Here is a 21,971-nt window from a genome sequence, read left to right as displayed (position 1 = left end):
TTTCGGCCGGCGGCCTCACCGCTCGCGCAGCGCCTCCTGGACGTGGCGGGCGAGCGGCGAGAGCAGGTAGTCGAGGATGCGGCGCTGCCCGGTCTTGATCTCCGCCGTCACCGCCATGCCGGGCGACAGCGCGGTGGCGCGGCCCTCCACGTCGAGGCTGGTCCGCTCCAGCGCCACGCGCGCCGAATAGACCGTCTCCTTCTTCTCCGACTTGTCGTCGTCGCGCTGCACCACGTCGCCCGACACCGAGGCGACCCGGCCCGGCACCAGCCCGTAGCGGGTGAAGGTGAAGGTGTCGATCTTCACCTCGACCGGCTGGCCGACCGCGACGAAGCCGATGTCCTTGTTGGGGATGAACGCCTCGACCTCGATCTGGCTCTCCTCCGGCACGATCACCAGGAGCGGCTGCGCCGGCGTCACCACGCCGCCCACCGTGTGCACGGCGAGCTGCTGGACCGTGCCGTCCACCGGCGCTGTCAGCCGCGTCTGTGCGAGGCGCTGCTCCGCCTTGGCGAGCTCCTGGGTGAGGTCGGCGGCCTTCTGCTCGGCCGCGGTCAGTTCGGTGTAGCGGCCGCGGCGGAACTCCGCCTCGGCCTGCCGGCGCTGCTCGGCCAGCCCGGCCATCGCCGCCTCGACCTCGGTGAGGCGGGTCTTCTGCACCAGCAGCTCCTGCTCGTGCTCGACTAGGTCCTGCTGGAGCTGGAGGTACTGGAAGCGCGAGGTGGTGCCCTGCGCCGACAGCACGCGCAACGCCTCCGCCCGCTCGCGGATCAGCGGCAGCGTCACCGTCAGCTTGTTCATGGTCTGCAGCACGGTGGCGCGGTCGGCCTCGCGCCGGCCCAGCTCGCGCTCGACGCCGGCGAGCTTGGCGCGCTGCTCGGCCAGCTGGCTGGCCAGGAGCTGGCGGTGCATCTGCACCAGCGCCGCCGGGGCGCCCTGCGGCGGCGCGAAGGCGGACAGCGGGTCCGCCCCCTCGCCGAGCACCGCGGCCAGCCGGGCGATCTCGGTGCGCACCGCCAGCAGCTCGGCCGCCAGCCGGTCGCGCTCGGCCGCGGCGGCGGTGGGGTCCAGCTCGATCAGCGGGTCGCCGGCCTTCACCCTGCGGCCGTCCTCGACGTGGATGGCGCGCACCAGCCCGATCTCCATGGGCTGCACGGTCTTGGTGCGGCCGCTCGGCACGACGCGGCCCTGGGCGACGGCCACCATGTCGACGTGCCCGAACCACGACCACGCCAGCGCCGCCGAGAACAGCGCCATGACGGTGACGGAGAACACCCGCGCGGTGGGGGACGGCGGGCGCTCGAGGATCTCCAGCGCGGCCGGCAGGAAGTCGATCTCGTCGGCGTGCCGGGCGGCCGGGGCGACGCGGCCGGCGACGGCGGGGACAAGGGCATTGCGGCTCATGGTCCGGTCCTCCTCAGCCCGCCGCGCGGCCGAGCTGGCCGCCGCTCTGGCTGTTGAACAGCGTGGCGTAGCGGCCGCCGCAGCGGATCAGGTCCTCGTGCGCGCCGTCCTCGACGACGCGGCCGCGCTCGACCGTGATGATCCGATGCGCGATGCGCACCGCCGACAGCCGGTGGGCGATGATCAGAACCGTGCGCCCGGCGCAGATGCGCTGCATGTTCTGCTGGATGACCCGCTCGGACTCGTAGTCCAGCGCCGAGGTCGCTTCGTCGAAGATCAGGATCCGCGGGTTGTTCACCAGCGCGCGGGCGATGGCGATACGCTGGCGCTGCCCGCCGGACAGCGTGGCGCCGCGCTCGCCGACCACGGTGTCGTAGCCCTCCGGCAGCTCGGCGATGAAATCGTGCGCGCCGGCCAGCTTCGCCGCGGCGACGACGCGGTCCATGTCCATGGCCGGGTCGGACAGCGCGATGTTCTCGCGGATGGTGCCGGAGAACAGCACGTTCTCCTGCAGCACCACGCCGACCTGCCGGCGCAGCCACACCGCGTCCGCCGTGGACAGATCGACCCCGTCCACCAGGATGCGGCCCCGCTCCGGCACGTAGAAGCGTTGCAGCAGCTTCGACAGCGTGCTCTTGCCCGAGCCGGAGGAGCCGACGATGCCGACCACTTGGCCCGCCGGGATGTGCAGCGTCACGTCGCTCAGCGTCTCCGGCCCGTCGTGGCGGTAGCGGAAGGTGACGTGGTCGAAGACGACGTCGCCCTTGATCGCCGGCATGGCCCCGCGCCCGGCGATCTGCAAGGGCTCCGGCGCGGTGTTCAGGATGTCGCCGATGCGCTGCACCGACAGGCGCACCTGCTGGAAGTCCTGCCAGAGCTGGGCGATGCGCAGCACCGGTTGCGCCACGCGGCCGGCGAACATGTTGAAGGCGACCAGTTCGCCCACGGTCAGCGTGCCGTCGATGACCAGCTTCGCCCCCAGCCACAGCACGACCATGGTCGAGAACTTGGAGACGAACTGCACCGACTGGCTGGCGACGTTGGTCAGCACCCCGGCGCGGAAGCCGGAGCGCACGTAGGCGGCCAGCTGGTCCTCCCACTTGCGCTGCATGCGCGGCTCGACCGCCATCGCCTTGATGGTCTCCACGCTCGACACCGCCTCGACCAGGAAGCTCTGGTTCTCCGCGCCGCGGGCGAATTTTTCGTCGAGCCGGCGGCGCAGGATCGGCGTGGCGACCAGGCTGATGGCGACGTAGAGCGGGAACGACGCCGCCACCACCGCCGTCAGCACCGGGCTGTACAGCAGCATGACGCCCAGGAAGACCACGGTGAACAGCAGGTCCAGCACCAGCGTCATGGTCGAGCTGGTGAGGAAGTTGCGGATCGTCTCCAGTTCGCGCACGCGCGCCACGCTGTCGCCGACCCGGCGCGCGCCGAAATACCCCAGCGGCAACGACAAGAGGCGGCGGAACAGCTGCACGCCCAGCTCCACGTCGATGCGGTTGGCGGTGTGGGCGAAGGTGTAGGTGCGCAGGCCGCCCAGCACGCCCTCGAACACCATCACCGCGAACATGCCGAGGATGAGCACGTCGAGCGTGCTGGCGCTGTGGTGCACCAGCACCTTGTCGATGATCACCTGGAAGAACAGCGGCGAGACCAGCGCGAAGAGCTGCAGGAACAGCGAGGCGGCCAGCACCTCGCCGAGGATGCCGCGGTACTTCCACACGGCCGCGCCGAACCAGCCGATGTCGAAGCGCGGCACGCCCATGCCGAGCGTCCCCTTGCGCCCCAGGCACAGCAGCCGGCCGTCCCACAGCGGCTCGAAGGCGGCGCGGTCGAGGATCTTCGTTTGCCCGGACACCGCGTCGTGCACCAGCACCCGGTCGCGGCCGGCCTTGGCGAGCACCAGAAACGATCCGTTCGGCCCCGGCACCACGGCGGGCAGCGGGGTGCGCTCCAGGCGCTCCCAACTGGTCTTCACGACGCGCGCCTTGGCGCCGACCCGGCGCGCCTGACGGATCATGTCGCGCAGTTCGGCCCGTTCGCCGCCGCAGTCGTGGCGCATCGCCTCGTAGTCGGCCGGCACGCCCAGGATGCGCAGCGCGGCGGCCACGGCGGCAATGCCCGCGTCACGATCCGATTGGCCCGTTGTCTGTTCCATTGACACTTCCTGGCTGTCTGTCCGCGCACGACGCCGTCCCGTGCGCCCCACCGCAAGTAATGTCTGCGTCACCCGCAAATCTACCCCGTAAGATGGGTTAACTCCTCAGCCGCCCGATTGAAGTGGGGTGAAGCGCGGTCTGTGGAACGGCGAATATTCCGCGGAACATCTCCGAAAGGTCTTTTGGTCTATAGGGGGTAATACGAGACGCATCGGGCGGGAGACGGCGCGGCGGGGTGGAAAAGGTTCACCGTGAACCGGACACCGGGCGCGGCGTGCGGCCGCCGGCCTGCAATTTCGCTGTCAATCACCCGTAGGATCGCGCACAGTGTCGCCCGGTATCCGGCCGTGATTCCGATTATCCAAGGACCTGTACGGACCCGCGACATGAAGCTGCTTTTCGTTCACCAGAACACGCCCGGGCAGTACAAGCATCTGGCGCCGTACATGGCCTCCATCCCGGGGAACGAAGTCGTCTTCATCGGCAAGGCGAAGCGCGAGCTCACCAACGTGCTTTCCGTCGTCTACGCGCCGAGCCGCAAGCCGGCGAAGGAGACGCACCATTACCTGCGCGGCTTCGAGGATCAGGTGCTGCACGGACAGGCGGTGGCGCGCGTCGGGATCGACCTGCAGCGGCGGGGCTTCGTGCCCGACGTCATCTGCGCCCATCCCGGCTGGGGCGAAGCCCTGTTCCTCAAGGACGTCTTTCCATCCGCCAAGCTGCTGGCGTTCTGCGAATTCTTTTACCGCAGCCGCGGCTCGGACGTCGGCTTCGACCCGGCGCACGAACTGACCATCGACGCCGCCTGCCGCATCCGCTGCAAGAACGCCACCTTGCTGACCAGCCTCGACGCGGCGGACTGGGGGATCAGCCCGACCGAATGGCAGCGCAGCCAGCATCCGGACGGCCTGCATTCCAAAATCTCGGTGGTTCACGACGGCGTCGATACCGAGGTGTGCCGCCCCGACGAGAGCGCCACGGTGACGCTGCCGGACGGCCGCGTTCTGTCGCGCGCGGACGAGGTGGTGACCTACATCGCCCGCAACCTGGAGCCCTACCGCGGCTTCCCGACCTTCATGCGCGCCGCCGAGGAGATCTGCCGGCGCCGCCCCAACGCCCAGATCCTGGTCATCGGCGACGACGACGTCAGCTATGGCGCCCGCCCGACCGGCGCGCCCAACTGGCGCACGAAGATGCTGGAGGAGGTGCGGCTCGACCCCGCGCGCGTCCATTTCCTCGGCCGCGTGCCCTACACCATGTTCCTGCGCGTCGTGCAGGTGTCGCGCGCCCACATCTACCTGACCTATCCGTTCGTCCTGTCGTGGTCCATGCTGGAGGCGATGGCCTGCGGCGCGCTGATCATCGGTTCGAACACCCCGCCGGTCACCGAGGTGATCGAGGAGGGGCGCAACGGGCTCCTCGTGGACTTCTTCGATCCCAAGGGCGTGGCGGACCGTGTGGACGAGGCGCTCGATGCGCCGCACCGCTTCGAAGCGGTGCGCGCGGCGGCGCGGCGCACCGTTCTGGAGCGCTACGACCTGCGCTCGGTCTGCCTGCCGGCGCAGGTCCGCCTGATCGAGGACCTGTACGCCGGTCGGACGCCGCCGCTGCACCCGACCGTCGGCGTGCCGGTGCCCTGAGCGCGGGGCGGCGGCGCAACCGGTGGCATTTTAGCGATATTCAACTGATCACAACCCCGCGTCGGCCGACGCGGCAGGATGGCGGTCCGGCCGTCCGCCCGCGCTTGCGCGCGCGGAGGGCCCGTTCCACCAACCGGGCCACCGGCAATGATGTATCCCCAGTACAACGCGGACCGCTCCACCGTCGTGGTGGTCGATAGCGGCTGGTCTCCCGACTGGAACACCGGGACGCTGCTCTACCAGTACGACTTCAGCAACGGCGACGCCGACGCCCGCAGCGCGCAGGTGAACACGCACGGCTCGCTGGTCACGGCGACCGTGCTGAAGGACGTTCCGGCGGTCGATGTGATCGTGCTGAAGGTGTTCCCGGACAGCGGCGGCGGCACCGGCTACGCCCCCATCGAGCGGGCGCTGCAATGGGTGGTCGCAAACGCCCAGGCCTACAACGTGACGGCGGTCAACCTGTCGCTCGGCGGCGGCAACGTCACGGCGCCGGTGGTCACGCCGCTCAGCGACGAGTTCGCCCGGCTGGCCGGGATGGGCGTGCTGTGCACGGTCGCCGCCGGCAACGCCGGCAAGGGGGATGGCTATCCGGGCGTGTCCGAGATGGCCGCCGATCCGAACGTGCTGTGCGTGTCCGCCTCGACCGGAAGCGGCACGCTGGCCACGTGGTCGCAGCGCGCCCCCGGCCTGACCGACATCGCCGCCGACGGCACCGACATCGCGGTGACCAATCGCTATGGGGCGTCCTACACGGTCAACGGCACCTCCTTCGCCGCGCCGCAGGTCGCCGCCGCCGTCGCCCGGGCGCAGGACGCCGCGGTGCACCAGCTCGGCCGCCGGCTGACGCTGGGCGAGTTCACCGACCTCGCGCAGCGGACCGGGACGCCCCTGGCCGACCCGGCCTACCGGCAGCTCGACGCCGACGCGCTGATCGGCCGGATGGTCGCCACCTACACGACGGCGCCTGCCGGCAGCGCGGCGGCGGAGACGCTGGGCGGAACGGCGGGCAGCGATACGCTGGCCGGCCTGGGCGGCGACGACACCCTGGCGGGCGGCGCCGGCGACGACTTCCTGGACGGGGGCGACGGCGCCGACACCGCGGTGTTCACCGGCAACCGCGCCGACTACGCCATCGGCCGCTGGGGCGATCTGGTCTTGATCACCGACCGCGTCGGCGGGCGCGACGGCGGCGACCGCCTGCTCGGCGTCGAGTACGCCCGCTTCGCCGACACCCGGATCAGCCTGCGTGCCCCGGTGGTGGCCGCCGCCGGACGGGCGCTGACGCCCGGCGCCGCGCTGGCGGCGGCGGCCATGGTCTCCGCCAGCGACCCGGCCGGCGGTGCGCTGGACTCATACGAGTTCATCGACGGCGGCCCGGACGCCGCGAGCGGCGCTCTCACCGTGGGCGGCGGCCGGGTTGCGGCCGGACAGCCGGTGGCCGTGTCGGGCGCGGCGCTGTCGGGCGTCGTCTACACCGCCGGCACCGACGCCGGCACCCACCGCCTGTCGGTGCGCGCCTTCAACGGCGTCCTGTGGAGCGACTGGACGTCGTGGACGATGACGACCGCCGCGCCCGCGCCAACTCCAATGCCCACGCCGACGCTGGTGGCTCCGGCACCGCCCCCGGCGCCGACGCCAGCCCCGCCCACCACCGCCCCGACTCCCACGCCAACCCCGCCGCCCCCTTCCCCGGCTCCGGGGCCGGCGCAGCCCGGGCCGGACCTGCCGGCCGGCTTCGACGGGCTGGTCTATCTCGCCTCCAACCCGGACGTCGTCGCCGCCGTCGGCGCCGACGAGGGCGCGGCGCGGGCGCACTATCTCAGCTATGGACGCTTCGAGGGCCGCGCGGTGTCCGGGTTCGACGCCCTCGGCTACCTCGCCCGCAACCTGGACGTTGCCGACGCGCTCGGCACCGGTGCGCGGGGGGCGGCCGGCCACTACGTCGCCTACGGCCGTCTGGAGGGGCGGCGGAGCGACTTCGCGGCGTTCGGCTACCTCGCGTCCAACCCCGACCTCACCGCCGCCTTCGGCGCCGACCGCGTCGCCGGGCTCACCCATTACCTGACCTACGGACGTCGCGAGGGGCGCACGACGACCGGCTTCGACGCCATGAGCTATCTGGCCTGCAACGCGGACGTCGCCGTGGCGGTCGGCCCGGACCGCGAGCGGGCGGCGGAGCACTACCTCGCCTTCGGCCGCCGCGAAGGGCGCGCCACCCGCTTCGACGCCGGCGCCTACCTTGCCGCCAACCGCGACGTGGCGGCGGCCTGCGGCGCCGACCTCGCCGCGGCGGCCGAGCACTACGTCCGCTACGGCCGCGCCGAGGGCAGGCCGCTCACCTCCGCCGGGTTGGCGACGGAGCCGTTGCGTGCGGCGCCCTTCGGCCTGCTGGCCGCGGGCGGGTAACGGGCGCGGCGGGCCGAGTGCGGCAAAGTTTGCGGTTGAGTATTTTCGCGCGCTGCTGGATCTGAGGGGCATGACCAGCTGGATCGCGTCATGCCGATGATCCGGGGTGTTCTTCTTCTCGGGCTCCTGGCCCTGCTGCCCTGGTGGGTGTCCTGGGGCCTCGACCGCCTGGGGGTGCGGATTCCCGTCGCCGCGACGGTCTCCGGCTGGGTGAAGGGCCCGCCGGAGGAACGCCCGCCCGTCCGCCCGCCCGATTGGCGGGAGGAGCGCTATCTGGCGCGCAACCCCGATGTGGCGGCGGCCGTCCGCGCCGGCGCGGTGAGCAGCGGCTACGCGCACTACGTGGCCTTCGGCCAGGCCGAGGGGCGGGCCGGCGGCTTCGAGGCCGCCGCGCCGGCGCCTCCCCCGCCGGAGCCGCCGCCGGTGGCGGCCGTATCCCCGCCGGCGCCCGCCCCAGCCCCGGCTCCGGTCCCCGACCCGGTTCCGGCGGCCGTCGCGGCCGCACCTCCACCTCCGCCGGTGCCGCTGCACGCCCCCGTGCCCACGGTCAAGCCGCCGGTTCCCGTCGCCGCAGCGGCGGCCCCGCCGCCTGCGGCGCAGGTCTCCGCGATCCGGCTGGGAACCCACCAGGGCTTCACCCGCGTCGTGCTCGACGTGGACGTGCCGGTGCGCCTGGACCGGCCGTCGTCGGCGGCGGCGCGGTCCGTCGGCGTCGACCTGCCGAACGCCGCGTGGCGCGCCGCGCGGCAGGGGCAGCTGATCGAGCGGATGCTGGCCTATCGAGTCGAAAGCACCGGCGCGGGCGCCAGCCGCCTGATCCTGGACGCCGGGACGCCGGTCCAGGTGAAGTCGCTGTTCCTGCTGTCGCCGAAGGGCGAGCGCCGGCACCGCGTGGTGCTCGATCTCGTGCGCGCCGACACCGGCGGCCCGCTGCCGGCCAAGCGCTAGGAAAAAACGGCCGGCACTCTCGTGCCGGCCGTGTCCAGTCTTACCGTTCGCTTCGCTGGTGCGGGATCAGCCTCCCGTCTTGTGTTCGCTCGCGGCCGCCAGGTCCACCGAGGCCTGCGACCAGGAGTCCTGCACCGCCATGCCGGCCATGCCCTGGCCGCCGCCGGACAGTTCCGCCCCCATCATGGCCACCGACACCGGTGCGAGGTCGCCGTAGGCCATCTGGACGCGGCGGTCCTCGATGAACTGCAGCTCGATCTGCTCGGCGCTCATGCCCGGGAACGCCGCCTGCTGGGCGCTCGGGTTGAAGCCGTCGAGCGACCGCCCCTCCCTGTACCCGTACTCGACGTAGTGGCGGGCCGCCGCATGCTCGTCGGTGCCGAAGGCCAGGATCAGGTCCGGGTTGCTGGCGATGTAGCGCAGCGCGTCGAAATTGTCCGGGCTGCGGCCTTCGGTCGAGCCGTAGGTGAGGTAGTGCCGGGTCGCCGCGTCGGCGTCGGCGCCGTACGTCTGCAGCAGGTCCCCGTACGAGGCGAGGTAGCTGTACGGGTCGAAGGTCACCTGCCGACCCTCGGCCCGGCCCATCTCGATGTAGTGGCGGGCCGCCGCGTCGCCGTCGGTGCCGAAGGCCGCCGTCAGGTCCCGGTAGGACGCCGCGTAGGCCAGCGGATCGAAGGAGACGCTGCGCCCCTCGGCGCGGCCGTGCTCGATGAAGTGGCGCGACAGCGCGTCGCGGTTGGTGCCGAAGGCCGAGGCCAGGTCCGGGTAGGACGCGGCGTAGGCCAGCGGGTCGAAGCTCACCTGCCGCCCCTCGGCCTGCCCGTACTGCTGGTAGTGCCGCAGGCCGGCTTCAGCGTTCGCCCCGAGGCTCGCCGACAGGTCGGCGTACGAGGCGATGTAGGCCAGCGGGTCGAAGGGCGTCTGCGTCTCGATGGCCGGGGTGATCGGCGGCGACGGCGGATCCACCACCGGCGTGGTCGCCGGGGTCACCTCGAAGCTGACGCTCTGCTGCGACGTGCCGCCGCGGCCGTCGGAGACGGCGTAGATGAAGCCGCCCGCGTTGCCGGACCCGCCCGCCGCGGCGACGAAGCTCAGCCCGGCCAGATCGCCGACGGACAGCGCCGTCGTCCCGTCCACCGCGCTGCCGTCGGCGCGCAGAACCGTGCCGCCCGAGGGCAGGCCGAGGACGCGCACGCTCAGCGGGTCGCCGTCCGCGTCGGTGGGCACCCCGATGCCGAGCGGCATGGACGCGCCGGCCTGCACCGTGACCGTCTTGTCGGCCTCCACCGTGGGCGCGTGGTTCACCACCGGCGGCGGCGACGGGGGAGACGGCGGCGAGGGCGGCGAAGGCGGAGCCGGCGGGGTGGGATCCTGCGTGGCCGGCGGCGGCGGCGGCGGGGCCGCGTCGTCGTTGGTGATGACGCCGGTGGCGCTCGCCGTCGCGCCGAGGGTGGCGCCGGTGGCGTTCGAGAGGGTGACGGTGAAGCTCTCGTCGCTCTCGACCGCATTGTCGCCGGCGACCGACACCGTGATGGTCTTGGTGGTCTCGCCGTCGGCGAAGGTGACGGTGCCGCCCGGCAGCGTGCCGCCGAAGTCGGCCGCGTCGGCCGGGTTGGCGCCGGAACCGGCGACCGCCCACTGCGCCGTGGATTCGCCCGCCGTGTTTCCCGAGCGGGTGACGGTGAAGGCATACGCGGTGGTGGCGCCGGCCGTGCCCTCGGCGTGCGTCACCGTGCCGGCGGTCATGGCGATCTCGCCGGGCACCGGCGGCGCCTCGGCGTCGTCGTTGGTGATGACGCCCTGCGCGCTCGCCGTCGTGCCGAGGGTGGCGCCGGTGGCGTTCGACAGGGTGACGGTGAAGCCCTCGTCGCTCTCGACCGCGTTGTCGCCGGCGACCGACACCGTGATGGTCTTGGTGGTCTCGCCGTCGGCGAAGGTGACGGTGCCGCCCGGCAGCGTGCCGCCGAAGTCGGCGGCGTCGGCCGGGTTGGCGCCGGAACCGGCGGCCGCCCACTGCACCGTGGATGCGCCCGCCGTGTTGCCCGAGCGGGTGACGGTGAAGGCGTAGGCGGTGGTGGCGCCGGCCGCACCCTCGGCGTGCGTCACGGTGGCGCCGTCGATGGCGATCACGCCGGGGGCCGGCGGGGGCTCCCCCGCCTGGCCGGCGAAGCGGAAGTTGGCGGCGGTCAGGTCGGCCAGCTTGATGCCCGGCAGGATGATGCCGCTGGAGTAGTCATTGACCGGGTAGACGAACGTGCCGGTCTCGTCCTCCTGGGTGATCAGGTCGGCCATGCCGGTCAGCGCCGTGAAGGCCCGCAGGTCGATGACGTCGCCGCCGATCTGGAAGTCGGCGATGGTCGAGTAGCCGTTGCCCGGCCCGAAGACGAAGGTGTCGTTGCCGGTGCCGCCGGTCATGTAGTCGCTGCCGCCGGCCCCAATGATGGTGTCGTTGCCGGTGCCGCCGGCCAGCGCCTCGCTGGCCGTCGTGCCGGTGATCGTCTGGTTGCCGGTGCCGGTCGGATCACCGCCCGTGTTCCCACCGGGCTCACCACCCGTGTTCCCGCCGGTGTTCCCGCCATTATTGCCGCCGGCCGGCGGCGCGCCGCCGTAGCCGATGGCGTTGTTGGCGACCACGAACTGCGTGGTGTCGTAGGTGCCGGCCAGCGTCAGGGTCAGCGCGCCGGCACCGCTGCCGACGTGCAGCAGGGTGTTGCCGTTCGCCACCTCGGCGGTGACGTCGCCGGCGCCGATGGCCAGACCGGCGATGCGCAGCACGTCGCCGGCCTTCAGCCCGGTGACGCTGGTGAAGCCGGCGGCCTGCGCCGCGGTCATGGTAACGTCGTGGGCGTTGGCGCCGGTGAACGCCAGCGTCTCGACGCTGGTCAGCGTCATGCCGGTGATGTTGACCGCCGCCGAGGCCTGGGCGGTGTTGTACTCCCAGTCGGTCAGGTTGGCCGAGGAGATCTCCAGCGTGTCGGTGCCGACGCCGCCGTTGAAGCTCACCGTGCCGGCGTCGGCCTGGTTGACGATGACGTAGCGGTCATTGCCGGCCCCGCCGTCGATGATGTCGGACTGGGTTTCCGAATAGGTCCCGGCCACGTCCATGCCGGCGATGATGGTGTCGTCGCCGTCGCCGCCGTAGATGGTGTCCTGGCCCCAGTCGCCCTTCATCAGGTCGTTGCCGTCGCCGCCGTACATCACGTCGAGGCCGCCGCCGCCCGCCATCGAATCGTTGCCGCCGTCGCCGTACATCAGGTCGTTGTCGGCGCGCCCGTAGATCAGGTCGTCGCCGGCGCCGCCGTACTGGGTGTCGTCGCCGTCGCCGGCCTCCAGCGTGTCGTTGCCGGCGCTGCCGTGCTCGACGTCGTTGCCCGCATGGCCCCAGAACCACACCGCGTCGCTGCCGGCGGTCATGGTGTCGTCGTAGCCGGTGCCGATCCAGCGCTGGATGTTGACGAAGACGTCGCCGGCCGCGTCGCCGGTGCTGTTGCCCGGCGTGCCGAGGTCGAGCGTGATGCCCGCGGTGGAGTGCTCGTAGGTGGCGTTGTTGAAGCCGGCGCCGCCGACCAGGGTGTCGGCGCCCGCACCGCCTTCCAGCACGTCGCCGGCCTGGCCGTCGACGATCAGGCCGTCGTTGCCGCCGGCCACCAGCGAGTCGTTGCCGGCGCCGCCCATCAGGAAGTCGTGGCCGGTGCCGCCGATGATGGTGTCGTTGCCGCCCTGGCCGTCGATGGTGTTGCCGGTGTCGTCGCCGACGATGGAGTCGTTGCCGTTCGTCGGGGTGCCGGTGTAGGCCAGCAGGTGCGGCCACGCCGGTGCGCCGGCAAACGGAGACGAGGCGTGCACGGCGGCGGTCGCGACGTCGAGCGTCCAGCGCCCGCCGAGGGCGGCGTCGCCCACCGGGTGCGAGGCGGCCGCGACCCGCGCGCCGGTCGCCGCGGCCAGACGGTCGAGGAAGCGGCATCCGGCCTCGCCGGCGCCGACGCGGCAGGCGTGGATGAGGATCTCGGTTCCCGCGGCGTCCGGCCAGGAGCGATCGGCCAGCGAGGCGGCGTCGAGCGGGTTCGCGCCCAGCAGCACGCGGCCCGGCTCGCCGTGCGCGAGGATGTGCAGGGCGGCCGGCCGTTCGGCGAGCGCGGCGGCGAGGACGGCGTGCGCGTCCTCGGTGGCGGAAACCATGATGGTGCGAATGCCCGGACGCTGCTGCGCGGCCAGGACCTCGACGTCCTCGAGACCGACATCGACGATCAGTATTTCGCGCACTTCTCTGTCTCCTTTTGCGATGTCGCCGGCCATCAAAGGGCTCGGGCAAGAACGGGTCGGTACCGGCCAGAAAAGACGGCCGGAACGACGGCTGATTTCACCAATGAAGCGAAGTTGGTGTGGCTAATTTGGCAAATGATCCGCCGGCCACAATCCGAAATTTCGGGCTATCGGCCGCGCTGCCCAAGAGTAATGCTGCCAGTAAATTCGGATGATTCGACGGTGTTCTTTATGCTTCTTGATTAATCGTCGGTATCGGCTGGTTAAGCTGAGATGATGAGCGGCCTCCGCCGCCTGGAGGGAACGGCGATCCGGAATCGCTCCGTACGCTGCGGAGGTGTTGGCCGGCGCACCTCCACCGCATGCCCGTTCGGCGCGGGCCGCCGTCGAGTTCGGCCGAGGCCGGCCGGGCGCTCTAGGCCGAACAGGGGGCGTCGCCCGCCCATAAGGAGTTGCGGTGACACCCTGCGTCCGCCCGCGCCGCCCGGCCGTCGTACCCACCCCGCCGGGAAAGCCCGGCTGAGCGGGGCACCGATGCCCCGGACCCGGTAGACGGTTCGGGGGCGCGCCAGGGAGGGCAAGCCGTTTGCGCCGATTGCCCCCGGCGGTCGCCCTACCCATCCTGGGAAGCGCACTTCCGTTGGATTGGAACGGCGGCATGACGCACGGCGACAGACCCTCGAAGACCTTTCACGGCGGCGCTGCCGGCGTGACGGCGACCTATGCGACCATCGAGCAGTGCGGCACCCGCCTCGCGCAGCTGGCCGCGCCGGTCCGACTGCCGCCGGGGTACGGCGCCGCAGCCCTCGACCCGGCCCTTTTCCGGCTGCGGAACGTGGTGGCCCTGCCGCTTCCCGGCGACTGGCGCTTCCTCACGCAGGACGGCCGTCTCGTCCTGGGCGGCGTGTCCGTGTGGCCGGGCAAGCCGGCGTGGGCCGTCAACCCCGCCGCGCCGGTGGAGGAGCGGGTGTTTCGCGTCGCGCTGCCGGAACCGCTGGCCGAGATCGAGGAGGAGTACCTGTGGCTCGGCGGCCCGTCACCGGCCAACTACTATCATTGGGTCATCGACACCCTGCCCCGCCTGCTGGCCTTCCGGTCGTGCGCGGAGCTATGGCGGCGCCCGCTGCTGGTCGGCGCCGCGTGCGTCCGGTACATGGCGGAAGCGTTCGATCTGCTCGCGGTGCCGGCCGGCGACCTGCGGCCGCTGGCGCGGCCGGTCCGGTTGCGCAGCGTGTGCGTGGTGTCGAACCTGTCGAGCTATGGCCACATCCACCCGGTGGCCATCGCCGCGCTGCGCCACGCCTTCCTGCCGCTCGCCGGGGAGACGGCTGGGCCGTCGCGCCGCATCCTGGTGCTGCGCCGCGACGCCGGGCGCCGGCGCCTGCTGAACGAGGACGAGGTGGCGCGGTGGGCGGCGGCGCGCGGGTTCGAGGCGGTGTCGCTGTCGGGAATGGGCTTTCTGGAGCAGATCCGGCTTTTCCGTCAGGCACGGATCGTTCTTGGCGCCCACGGGGCGGGGCTCACCAACCTCGTCTGGGCCCAGCCGGGCGGCTGCGCGCTCGTCGAGATGGCCCCGGATGCCCCCAGCCTGAACCACTTCGAGCGGCTGGCGGCGCGGATGGCCCTGCCCTACCGGCGTGTGGTGTCGGGCCGCACGCTGCGGCGCGGCGACCGCGACGGCGACTTTCTGGTCGGGTGCGACGCGCTGGACCGCGCGCTCGCCGCCGTCGAGGCGGCGGTGGAGGCGCCGCGGGGCGCCGTCATCGGCCGGCGTGGTCGCCCGCTCCGGGAACGGCCGACGGCAGGAAATAGCGGGCCGCCACCGGCGAGCAGCGTTGCCACAGCCACCGCATCCCGTCCTCGTGGCGCAGCTTGAGCAGCCGCGAGCCGACGGTGACGATGCTGCCGGCAACGGCGAAAAACCGCACCGCGGCGCCGGTCTCGCCGCCGATGGCGAGGCCGAGGGCGACCGCGGCGCCCGATAGCCCGACCGTCCAGCCGATGGTCACCGCGGCCGAGCGGGTGTTCGGCGCCAGCGTCGGCAGCATCAGCAGCAGAAGCAGCAGGTCGGCCCCGGTCCGCAGGCTCCAGGCGATGGCGGCGCCCATCGGGCCGTACAGGGCGACGAGCGCCCAGAGCACGCCCAGGTAGACCGGCAGCTCGATCAGCTGGAGCTTGGCGGTCACGTCCACGCGCCCGATCCCCTGGATCAGGGCGTGCGGCACGAAGGCCACGGCGTTGAAGAGGACGCCCAGCGCCAGGACCGCCAGGATCGGTCCGCCCTGCGCGGCGAACGTGGGACCGAGCCACAGCTCGAGCGCCGCGCCGCCGCTCACCACGACGGCGGCCTGCACCACCAGGAAGACGCCGAAGATGGCATAGCCGCCCGCCGTCAGGATGCGCCCGAGCGCCTGCGGGTTCCTGGCGAAGAGCCCCGCGACGATGGGGAACAGCACGGCCGACAGCGCGCCGGGGATGAACAGCAGGCGCGACAGGACCTCCAGCGTCGTGGTGTAGAACACCACCGTCGCGGCCGGCACGAGGCTCGCCAGGATGAAGCGGTCGCCGTACACCATCACCGGCCCGGTGAGATTGTTGAGCATCATCCACCCCCCCATCCTGAACAGGGGGCGCAGCGGCACACGCGGGTACCGGGACGGGGACAGGAGATCGGGCATGACCCGGAGGCACAGCCAGCCGAACGCCAGCAGCCCCAGCACGCGGCCGAAGGCGATCGCCGCGATGATCCACACCAGGCTGCCGGAGAAGGGCAGCACGCACAGCGGGCTCAGGTAGTTCATCACCCCGACCACCATGCGCACCAGATTGACCGGGCGGAACTGCTGATACGCCTCCAGCATGCCGCGCAGGGCGGCTGAGACCAGCGCCACGGGCACGATGAGGCCGACGATCATCAGGCTCGTGCGGATCTCCCCGGCGGCGGCGCCGGGCGTGTGGAGGACGTAGTCGGTCAAGGGGCCGGCCGCCGCGACGACGACCCCTCCGGTGACCAGCCCCAGCACGGCCATGACGCCAAGCGCCGGCCCGGCGATGCCGATGTCGCCGGCCCCGTCCAGACGGCTGCGCCGCTCGGCCAGGATCTGCACAAGCGACCGCACGAGCCCGAGGTCGAGCAACGACAGGTAGCCGAGCAACGCCCAGATCAGCGTCAGGAAGCCGAAGTGCTCCAGGCCGATCGTCGCGATCATCCAGGGAATCGACAGCAAGGCGGCGGCCATCGGCAGCCCCTCGCCAAGCAAATTCCAAATCGTGTTGCGGAGCAACATCAGCAGCCGCTCACGTGCGAGGGTTCCGATGGCGCCGCAAGGGCAGCACTCCAGGCCCAAGGGCCAATGAGCGCGTTCGGTTGACGCACGGGAGCCGACCTCACGACGAGTAGGGTTACATGCAGAAGCGTAGCTTGGTTCTAGCAGTTATATGGCATTTAGCAAATGGCGAGTTCTATTTGCGGTGCAGCATTTGGCGGCTCCCGTATCGCCCGACGCGTGCATTTCGGGGCCGCCGGGCGGAACGGCGGCCCTGGGCGAAAGTTGGGACATGAGCCGAAAGCGGCCATCCGTCGGCGCCCGCCGTGCAACCGACGCACCCCGGAGGCGTTCTACTGCCATCGCCGGCGCGCCCGCGCCGCCGGCCGGAGTTCCCTTTCGGAGAGAGCACGCGCGCGATGGCCGATCTTCCCTACTACGTGTCCGCCCTGCTGACCGCGAACGCCGCCCACTGGGGACCGGGCGGGACGGTGGTCGGGAGCGACCGGGCCGGCCAGCCGGCCACCGTCCGCTTCGGCTTCCCAAGCAGCGCCGCCGGGCTGACCGGCAGCGATGCCGCCGGCTTCGCGCCGATGACCGAGACGCAGAAGACCGCCGTCCGGCAGGCGCTGACGGCGTGGGCGTCGGTGGCGAACCTGGGCTTCGTCGAAACGGCGGACGCATCGTCCGCGGAGATCCGCTACGTCACCAACCGGCAGGGCGGCTCCTCGGCCGCCTACACCTACTACCCCGGGCCGGCGCCCGGCGGCGGCGTGTTCCTCGCCAACGACGTTCCGGCCAACGCCGCGCCCACGCCCGGCAGCTACGCCTTCCTGACGCTGCTGCACGAGACCGGTCACGCTCTCGGCCTCAAGCACCCCGGCAACTACGACGCCCGGCTCAACGCTTCGGAGGGGCCGTTCCTGCCGGCCGCCGAGGACAACCGCGCCTTCAGCGTCATGTCCTACAACCGCGGCCCGCTGCCGCCGACCGTCATGCCGGCCGGACCGTCCATCGACGACGTCGCGGCCATCCAGTACCTGTACGGCGCCAACATGGCCACCGCCCCCGGCAACGACGCCTACGCGCTGGAGCCCGGCCGTTACCGCACCGTCTGGGACCCCAACGGGATCAACGCGCTCGACGCCGGCGCCCTCTCCGCCCCGGTCAGCCTCGACCTGCGCGCGGGCGCGCTCAGCACGGTCGACGGGACGCCGGTCCTCGGGCTGGCGCACGGCACCCGGGTGCAGCGCGCCACCGGCGGCAGCGGCGACGACACGCTGGTCCCCAACCGCCTGGGCGACGCGCTGGACGGCGGCGGCGGTGTCAACGTCGCGGTGTTCGACCGGCCCCGCGGCGAGGTCGCGCTGCTGCGCACCGAGACCGGCGCCGTCGTGGCCGCCGCGGCGGAGGGCGGCACCGTGCTGACCAACGTGCAGCGCGCCCAGTTCACCGACGGCATGATGACGGAGCTGCAGGCCGCCGTCCTCGATCCCTTCGACACGCTGCGCTACCTGTGCAGCAACCCCGACCTGGCCCTCGCCTTCGGCGCGGACGGCCACGCGGCCACGGCGCACTACCTGGAGCACGGCGTGTTCGAGGCGCGCGCGCTCACCAGCTTCGACCCGTACCGCTACGTCGCCGGCTACCCGGACCTGATCGCCGCGATCGGTCCGAACGTCCAGGCCGCGGAGGTCCATTACCTCTCCGACGGCGTGCGCGAGGGGCGCACGCCCGCCGGCTTCGACCCGAACGCCTACCTCGCCGCCAACCCCGACCTACAGGCGGCGTTCGGCGCCAACCTGCAGGCGGCGGAGGTCCACTACATCGAGCACGGCTACCGCGAAGGCCGGCTGACCGCCGTGGCCGCCGCCGCTCCGCTCGCGGGCGGCGATCCGATCCTGCCCGGCGGCGGGATGCGCAGCGACCCGCTGGTGACCATGGCCGGGTTCCTGCCGACCGGATAGGCGGGCGGTCCGCCTCCGGGCGCCGTGATCCCAATTTTGTCACGGCGATGTAAACAATTCGCCGAAAAATCGCCGGATATCCTGTGCGTCGCGACCCGTCCGCCGGTCGTTTCGAAGCACAGGCATTCCATCGATGACCCAGGCGAGCAGCGCAGCCTTCTTCGTCTCCCCCAACGGAAACGATTCCTGGTCCGGCCGGCTGGCGGCGCCGAACGCCGACGGCACCGACGGCCCCTTCGCCACGCTGGCGCGGGCACGCGACGCCATGCGCGGCTCCGACGTCAAGGTCACCTATCTGCGCGGCGGCACTTTCCAGCTCGCGTCCACGCTCGAACTGGGCGGGGCCGACAGCGGGGTGGCCTTCTACGCCTTTCCCGGCGAAACGCCGGTGATCAGCGGCGGCGAGCGCGTCGGCGGCTTCGTGGACGAGGGCGGCGGCCGCTACTCGGCGGCGGTGTCGCGCGCCACCGGGCTCGACCTGTCGATCGGCGGTGTGCGCCAGACGGTGGCGCAGAGCGGCGACGTGACCCCCGGCGACCCGCGCTCGGGCTGGCTGGTCCTCGACCAGGCGGCGTCCGGCCCGAGCACGACGGCGATCCGCTGGCGCGACGGCGACGTCGACCCGGCCGTCCTGCAGGCGGGCCTGAAGATCCAGACCTTCAGCACCGACCGTCTGGCCGACAGCATCGTCGACGTGCGCGCCATCGACGCCGCCAGCCGGACCATCAGCTTCCAGCAGGCGGTCTGGTACGCGCCGAAGACCGGCGGCACCTACCGCCTGCTCAACGCTCCCAACCTGATCCGCGACGCGGGCGAGTTCGCGTGGCGGGCGTCGGACGGCCGCCTCGTGGTCAAGCCGTCGGATCCCGGCGCGCTGCTGGCGCAGGGCGCCGTGGTGGCGCGGCTCGGCACGCTGGTGGCGCTCAACGGCGCCAGCGGCGTCACGCTGTCCGGGCTGACCTTCGCCGACGGCGTCTACACCGGCGCGGCACTCACCCTGACCGGCGGCGGCGGCAACGCGATCACCGGCAACCGCTTCGTCAACGTCGGCACCGCTGTGCGGCTGGCCGGCTCCTCAGGCAACAGCCTGCTCGGCAACCGGATGGAGCAGCTCGGCGCCAGCGGCGTCGAGCTGACCCCCGGCAGCAACGCCAACCGCGTCGAGTCCAACATCATCCGCGACATCGGCCGGGTTTCCAAATACGTCGGCGGCGTGATGGCGTCCGGCGCGGCCGACAACGTCATCGCCCACAACGACATCGCCGGCAGCCCGCGCTACGGCATCTCGTTCAAGAACTGGGACGGCAACACCGTCAACACCGGCAATCAGGTGCTCTACAACCGCATCTCCAGCACGCTGCAGGAGACCGGCGACGGCGCCGCGATCGAAGTGCTCGGCCGCTCCAACGTCGACACCCGCATGCTGATCCAGGGCAACTGGATCGACGGGGTGGGCGGGCTGGGCACCGACGGCAACGGGGGCTGGTACAACCGCCACAAGAGCTTCGGCATCTACCTCGACGACCAAGCCAACGGCGTCACCGTGCGCGACAACTTCATCCGCGACACCGGCTGGGCCAGCGTCTTCGTGCACGGCGGCGACAACAACACCATCGACAACAACATCGCCGTCACCGCCAACCCCGGCGAGCGCTTCATCCGCCTGGAATGGCAGCCGAACGCCGGCGACGCCGGCCGGCTGTCCAACAACGTCGTGACGCGCAACGCCGTCCAGACCAGCGCCGGCAACGACTACTGGACGCTGCTGACGCCCGGCAGCTTCCAGCTCGACGGCAACGTGCTGAGCGGCGGGCGCGCCTACGGCGGCGGCGACCGCGTTGCCGACCCCGGCTTCCTCGACGCCGGCGGCGGCAACTACGCGCTGCGCGCCGGCGGCCTGGCCCTGGCCATGGGGCTGCACGACCTGGCGTGGGCGAACATGGGCGTGCAGTGGGCGGGGCCGTCCATCCCCACGCCGCAGGTTCCGCCGGCGCCCGTGGCGCCCGGCCCGGCCACACCGGGCGACCCGGCGGGACTGAACGCGGCGCTCGCCAGCTTCGACGCGCTCTCCTATCTGGCCGTCAACCCGGACCTCGCCGCCGCCTTCGGCACCGACACGCAGGCCGCCCGGCAGCACTTCATCGCCTACGGCTACCGGGAGGGCCGCGGCACCTCCTTCGACGGCCTCGGCTATCTCGCCTCCTACGCCGATCTGGCGGCCGCGTTCGGCACCGACACCGCCGCCGCCGCGCGCCACTACATCGGCAACGGCCGGGCGGAGGGGCGGGCCATCCGCTTCGACGGCTACGCCTACCTCGCCACCTACCCCGACCTGATGGCGGCGTTCGGCGCCGACGCAGGCGCGGCGACGCTGCACTACATCCGCTACGGCCGCGCGGAGGGGCGCGGCATCGGCTTCGACGCCTACGGCTATCTCGCCTCGAACGGCGACCTGGCGGTGGCGTTCGGCACCGACGCCGCCGCCGCCGCGCGCCATTACGTCACCTTCGGCCAGCGCGAGGGCCGCGCGACGCACAGCTTCGACGCGCTGCGCTATCTCGCCTCGAACCGCGACCTCGCGGCGGTGTTCGGCACCGACGCGACGGCGGCGGAGCTGCATTACCTGCGCTATGGGCGGAGCGAAGGGCGCACGGCGACGGCGTTCGACGCGGGGCGCTATCTCGCCGCCTACCCGGATCTGGCCTCCGCCTTCGGCGGCGACCAGGGGGCGGCGACCCGGCATTTCCTGGAGTACGGCCGCGCCGAGGGCCGCACCGCCGGCTTCGCCGCGCTCGCCGGCCCGGCCTGACCGCCGGGAGGCGGCGCCTCAGAGGCGCCGCTTGACGGCCATCGGGCTCCAGGTGATGACCCGCATCAGGGCGGCCAGGGTGACGTTGCGCGACGCCTGGATGGCGCGGCGCTGCCTCAGCACCTCCGGCAGGCCGCCGATGGCGTCGCGCATGGCGCGCTCGGCGGTGCCGGGATTCGACCACCGCCAGCGGAACAGCGCGAAGTAGCCCATGGCTGCGGCGTGCAGCGGCACCACCAGGACGATCAGCGGAAACGGAACGTTCTTGATCAGCGTCCAGACGATGTTCCGGATGCCGTGGTACAGCGAGAAGTCGCCGTACCGCTTGCTGACGCCCGAACCGACGTGGTGCACGACGGCGTCGCCGACCTGGAGGCAGCGCGCGCCGCGCAGGCGCATGCGGAAGCCCAGATCGATGTCCTCGCAGTAGCAGAAGAACCGCTCGTCGAAGCCGCCGACCTCCTCGAACAGCGCGCGCCGGTACATCGCGGCGGCGGCGCAGGGCGAGAACACCTCGCCGGTGAAGTAGGGCCGCCGCCCGGCGCGGCCGCAGCCGGCCCGCCACGCCAGCCCGAAGATCGAATAGCGGTCCCCCTCGCCGTCGAGCAGCGACGGGTCGGCGGCCGAAAGCTGCGTCGAGCCGAACATGGCGACGCCCGGATTCGCCGCGGCCGCGGCGTGCAGCCGCTCCAGCCAGTCGGGTTCGGGGAAGGCGTCGGGGTTGAGCGTGACCAGCCACGGCGCCTGGGCGCCACGGGCGCCGAGGTTGTTGCCGGCGGCGAAGCCGACGTTCTCGCTCAGCGCGACCAGCGTGAAGCGCGCGTCGTCCGGCATCGCCACGCGGTCGAGGTCCTGCGACGCGTTGTCGACCACCACCACCTCGAAGTCGGTCGCGGTCTGCGCCAGCAGTGCGGCGAGACAGCGGTTCAGGTAGTCTGCGCAGTTGTGGCTGACGATGATGATGCGGCAACGCGGTGTCACGTCGGGATTCCGGCGGGCAGGGAGTCAGGCGTGCCCCGTGGCACGGCGGCAGAGCATACCGGCATGACCTTCGCCTTGTCATCAGCCGGACGGCGGATATTAGTTGGTTTTAAGCATTTTGT

General features: G+C 72.1%; 11 protein-coding genes. 6 read left to right on the top strand and 5 right to left on the bottom strand.

What is annotated here, in order from left to right; translation table 11 throughout:
• Positions 1-15: 15 nt before the first annotated feature.
• Together ACRWK7_RS16775 and ACRWK7_RS16770 are read right to left on the bottom strand one after the other, a co-directional pair.
• A complete protein-coding gene (locus ACRWK7_RS16775; RefSeq protein WP_431857414.1) occupies positions 16-1,404 on the bottom strand; it encodes an HlyD family type I secretion periplasmic adaptor subunit in 1,389 nt (462 codons plus the stop codon).
• Between the two features lie 13 nt (positions 1,405-1,417).
• A complete protein-coding gene (locus ACRWK7_RS16770) occupies positions 1,418-3,565 on the bottom strand; it encodes a type I secretion system permease/ATPase (protein ID WP_431857413.1) in 2,148 nt (715 codons plus the stop codon).
• 387 nt (positions 3,566-3,952) lie between these two features.
• On the opposite strand from ACRWK7_RS16770, the gene ACRWK7_RS16765 reads away from it, so the two are divergent.
• The 3 genes from ACRWK7_RS16765 to ACRWK7_RS16755 all read left to right on the top strand — a co-directional run bounded on the left by ACRWK7_RS16765 (position 3,953) and on the right by ACRWK7_RS16755 (position 8,563).
• Positions 3,953-5,206 carry a glycosyltransferase family 4 protein gene (locus ACRWK7_RS16765; RefSeq protein WP_431857412.1) on the top strand — a complete coding sequence of 418 codons (1,254 nt, stop codon included), beginning with the start codon at positions 3,953-3,955 and terminating at the stop codon, positions 5,204-5,206.
• 147 nt (positions 5,207-5,353) lie between these two features.
• Positions 5,354-7,615, top strand: a complete 2,262-nt coding sequence (locus ACRWK7_RS16760; protein WP_431857411.1) for a S8 family serine peptidase — start codon at positions 5,354-5,356, stop codon at positions 7,613-7,615.
• 90 nt (positions 7,616-7,705) lie between these two features.
• Positions 7,706-8,563 (top strand): hypothetical protein, encoded by an 858-nt coding sequence (locus ACRWK7_RS16755; protein ID WP_431857410.1) that lies wholly within the window; start codon positions 7,706-7,708, stop codon positions 8,561-8,563.
• A 66-nt stretch (positions 8,564-8,629) separates the two neighbouring features.
• Here ACRWK7_RS16755 and ACRWK7_RS16750 read toward each other — a convergent pair whose 3' ends face one another.
• The gene (locus tag ACRWK7_RS16750; protein ID WP_431857409.1) at positions 8,630-12,826 is read right to left on the bottom strand and encodes a DUF4347 domain-containing protein; all 4,197 of its coding nucleotides are present in this window, start codon (positions 12,824-12,826) and stop codon (positions 8,630-8,632) included.
• A 658-nt stretch (positions 12,827-13,484) separates the two neighbouring features.
• Between ACRWK7_RS16750 and ACRWK7_RS16745 the strand changes: the two genes are divergently transcribed.
• On the top strand, positions 13,485-14,702 hold the full coding sequence (locus tag ACRWK7_RS16745; RefSeq protein WP_431857408.1) for a glycosyltransferase family 61 protein: 1,218 nt from the start codon (positions 13,485-13,487) through the stop codon (positions 14,700-14,702).
• On the opposite strand, the gene ACRWK7_RS16740 is transcribed toward ACRWK7_RS16745, so the two are convergent.
• The gene (locus ACRWK7_RS16740) at positions 14,587-16,113 is read right to left on the bottom strand and encodes a flippase (protein ID WP_431857407.1); all 1,527 of its coding nucleotides are present in this window, start codon (positions 16,111-16,113) and stop codon (positions 14,587-14,589) included. The two genes, ACRWK7_RS16745 and ACRWK7_RS16740, sit on opposite strands and share 116 nt — an antisense overlap.
• 398 nt (positions 16,114-16,511) lie before the next feature.
• On the opposite strand from ACRWK7_RS16740, the gene ACRWK7_RS16735 reads away from it, so the two are divergent.
• Both ACRWK7_RS16735 and ACRWK7_RS16730 read left to right on the top strand, forming a co-directional pair.
• Positions 16,512-18,059 carry a matrixin family metalloprotease gene (locus ACRWK7_RS16735; protein ID WP_431857406.1) on the top strand — a complete coding sequence of 516 codons (1,548 nt, stop codon included), beginning with the start codon at positions 16,512-16,514 and terminating at the stop codon, positions 18,057-18,059.
• 133 nt (positions 18,060-18,192) lie between these two features.
• Positions 18,193-20,868: a right-handed parallel beta-helix repeat-containing protein gene (locus tag ACRWK7_RS16730; protein WP_431857405.1), complete on the top strand. Its 2,676-nt coding sequence runs from the start codon at positions 18,193-18,195 to the stop codon at positions 20,866-20,868.
• Positions 20,869-20,886: 18 nt separating this feature from the next.
• Here the strand turns inward: ACRWK7_RS16730 and ACRWK7_RS16725 are convergent, their stop codons facing one another.
• Positions 20,887-21,849, bottom strand: a complete 963-nt coding sequence (locus ACRWK7_RS16725) for a glycosyltransferase family 2 protein (RefSeq protein WP_431857404.1) — start codon at positions 21,847-21,849, stop codon at positions 20,887-20,889.
• Positions 21,850-21,971 lie beyond the last annotated feature (122 nt).

The sequence above is a fragment of the Azospirillum sp. genome (genome assembly GCF_050789165.1).
This window is presented reverse-complemented; position numbering and strand designations above follow the sequence as displayed.

Bases quoted from the DNA above. Each gene is read 5' to 3' on its own strand.
- ACRWK7_RS16740 (WP_431857407.1), bottom strand. From the start codon at position 16,113: ATGTTGCTCCGCAACACGATTTGGAATTTGCTTGGCGAGGGGCTGCCG.
- ACRWK7_RS16760 (WP_431857411.1), top strand. From the start codon at position 5,354: ATGATGTATCCCCAGTACAACGCGGACCGCTCCACCGTCGTGGTGGTC.
- ACRWK7_RS16730 (WP_431857405.1), top strand. From the start codon at position 18,193: ATGACCCAGGCGAGCAGCGCAGCCTTCTTCGTCTCCCCCAACGGAAAC.
- ACRWK7_RS16765 (WP_431857412.1), top strand. From the start codon at position 3,953: ATGAAGCTGCTTTTCGTTCACCAGAACACGCCCGGGCAGTACAAGCAT.
- ACRWK7_RS16745 (WP_431857408.1), top strand. From the start codon at position 13,485: ATGACGCACGGCGACAGACCCTCGAAGACCTTTCACGGCGGCGCTGCC.
- ACRWK7_RS16775 (WP_431857414.1), bottom strand. From the start codon at position 1,404: ATGAGCCGCAATGCCCTTGTCCCCGCCGTCGCCGGCCGCGTCGCCCCG.
- ACRWK7_RS16770 (WP_431857413.1), bottom strand. From the start codon at position 3,565: ATGGAACAGACAACGGGCCAATCGGATCGTGACGCGGGCATTGCCGCC.
- ACRWK7_RS16735 (WP_431857406.1), top strand. From the start codon at position 16,512: ATGGCCGATCTTCCCTACTACGTGTCCGCCCTGCTGACCGCGAACGCC.
- ACRWK7_RS16755 (WP_431857410.1), top strand. From the start codon at position 7,706: ATGCCGATGATCCGGGGTGTTCTTCTTCTCGGGCTCCTGGCCCTGCTG.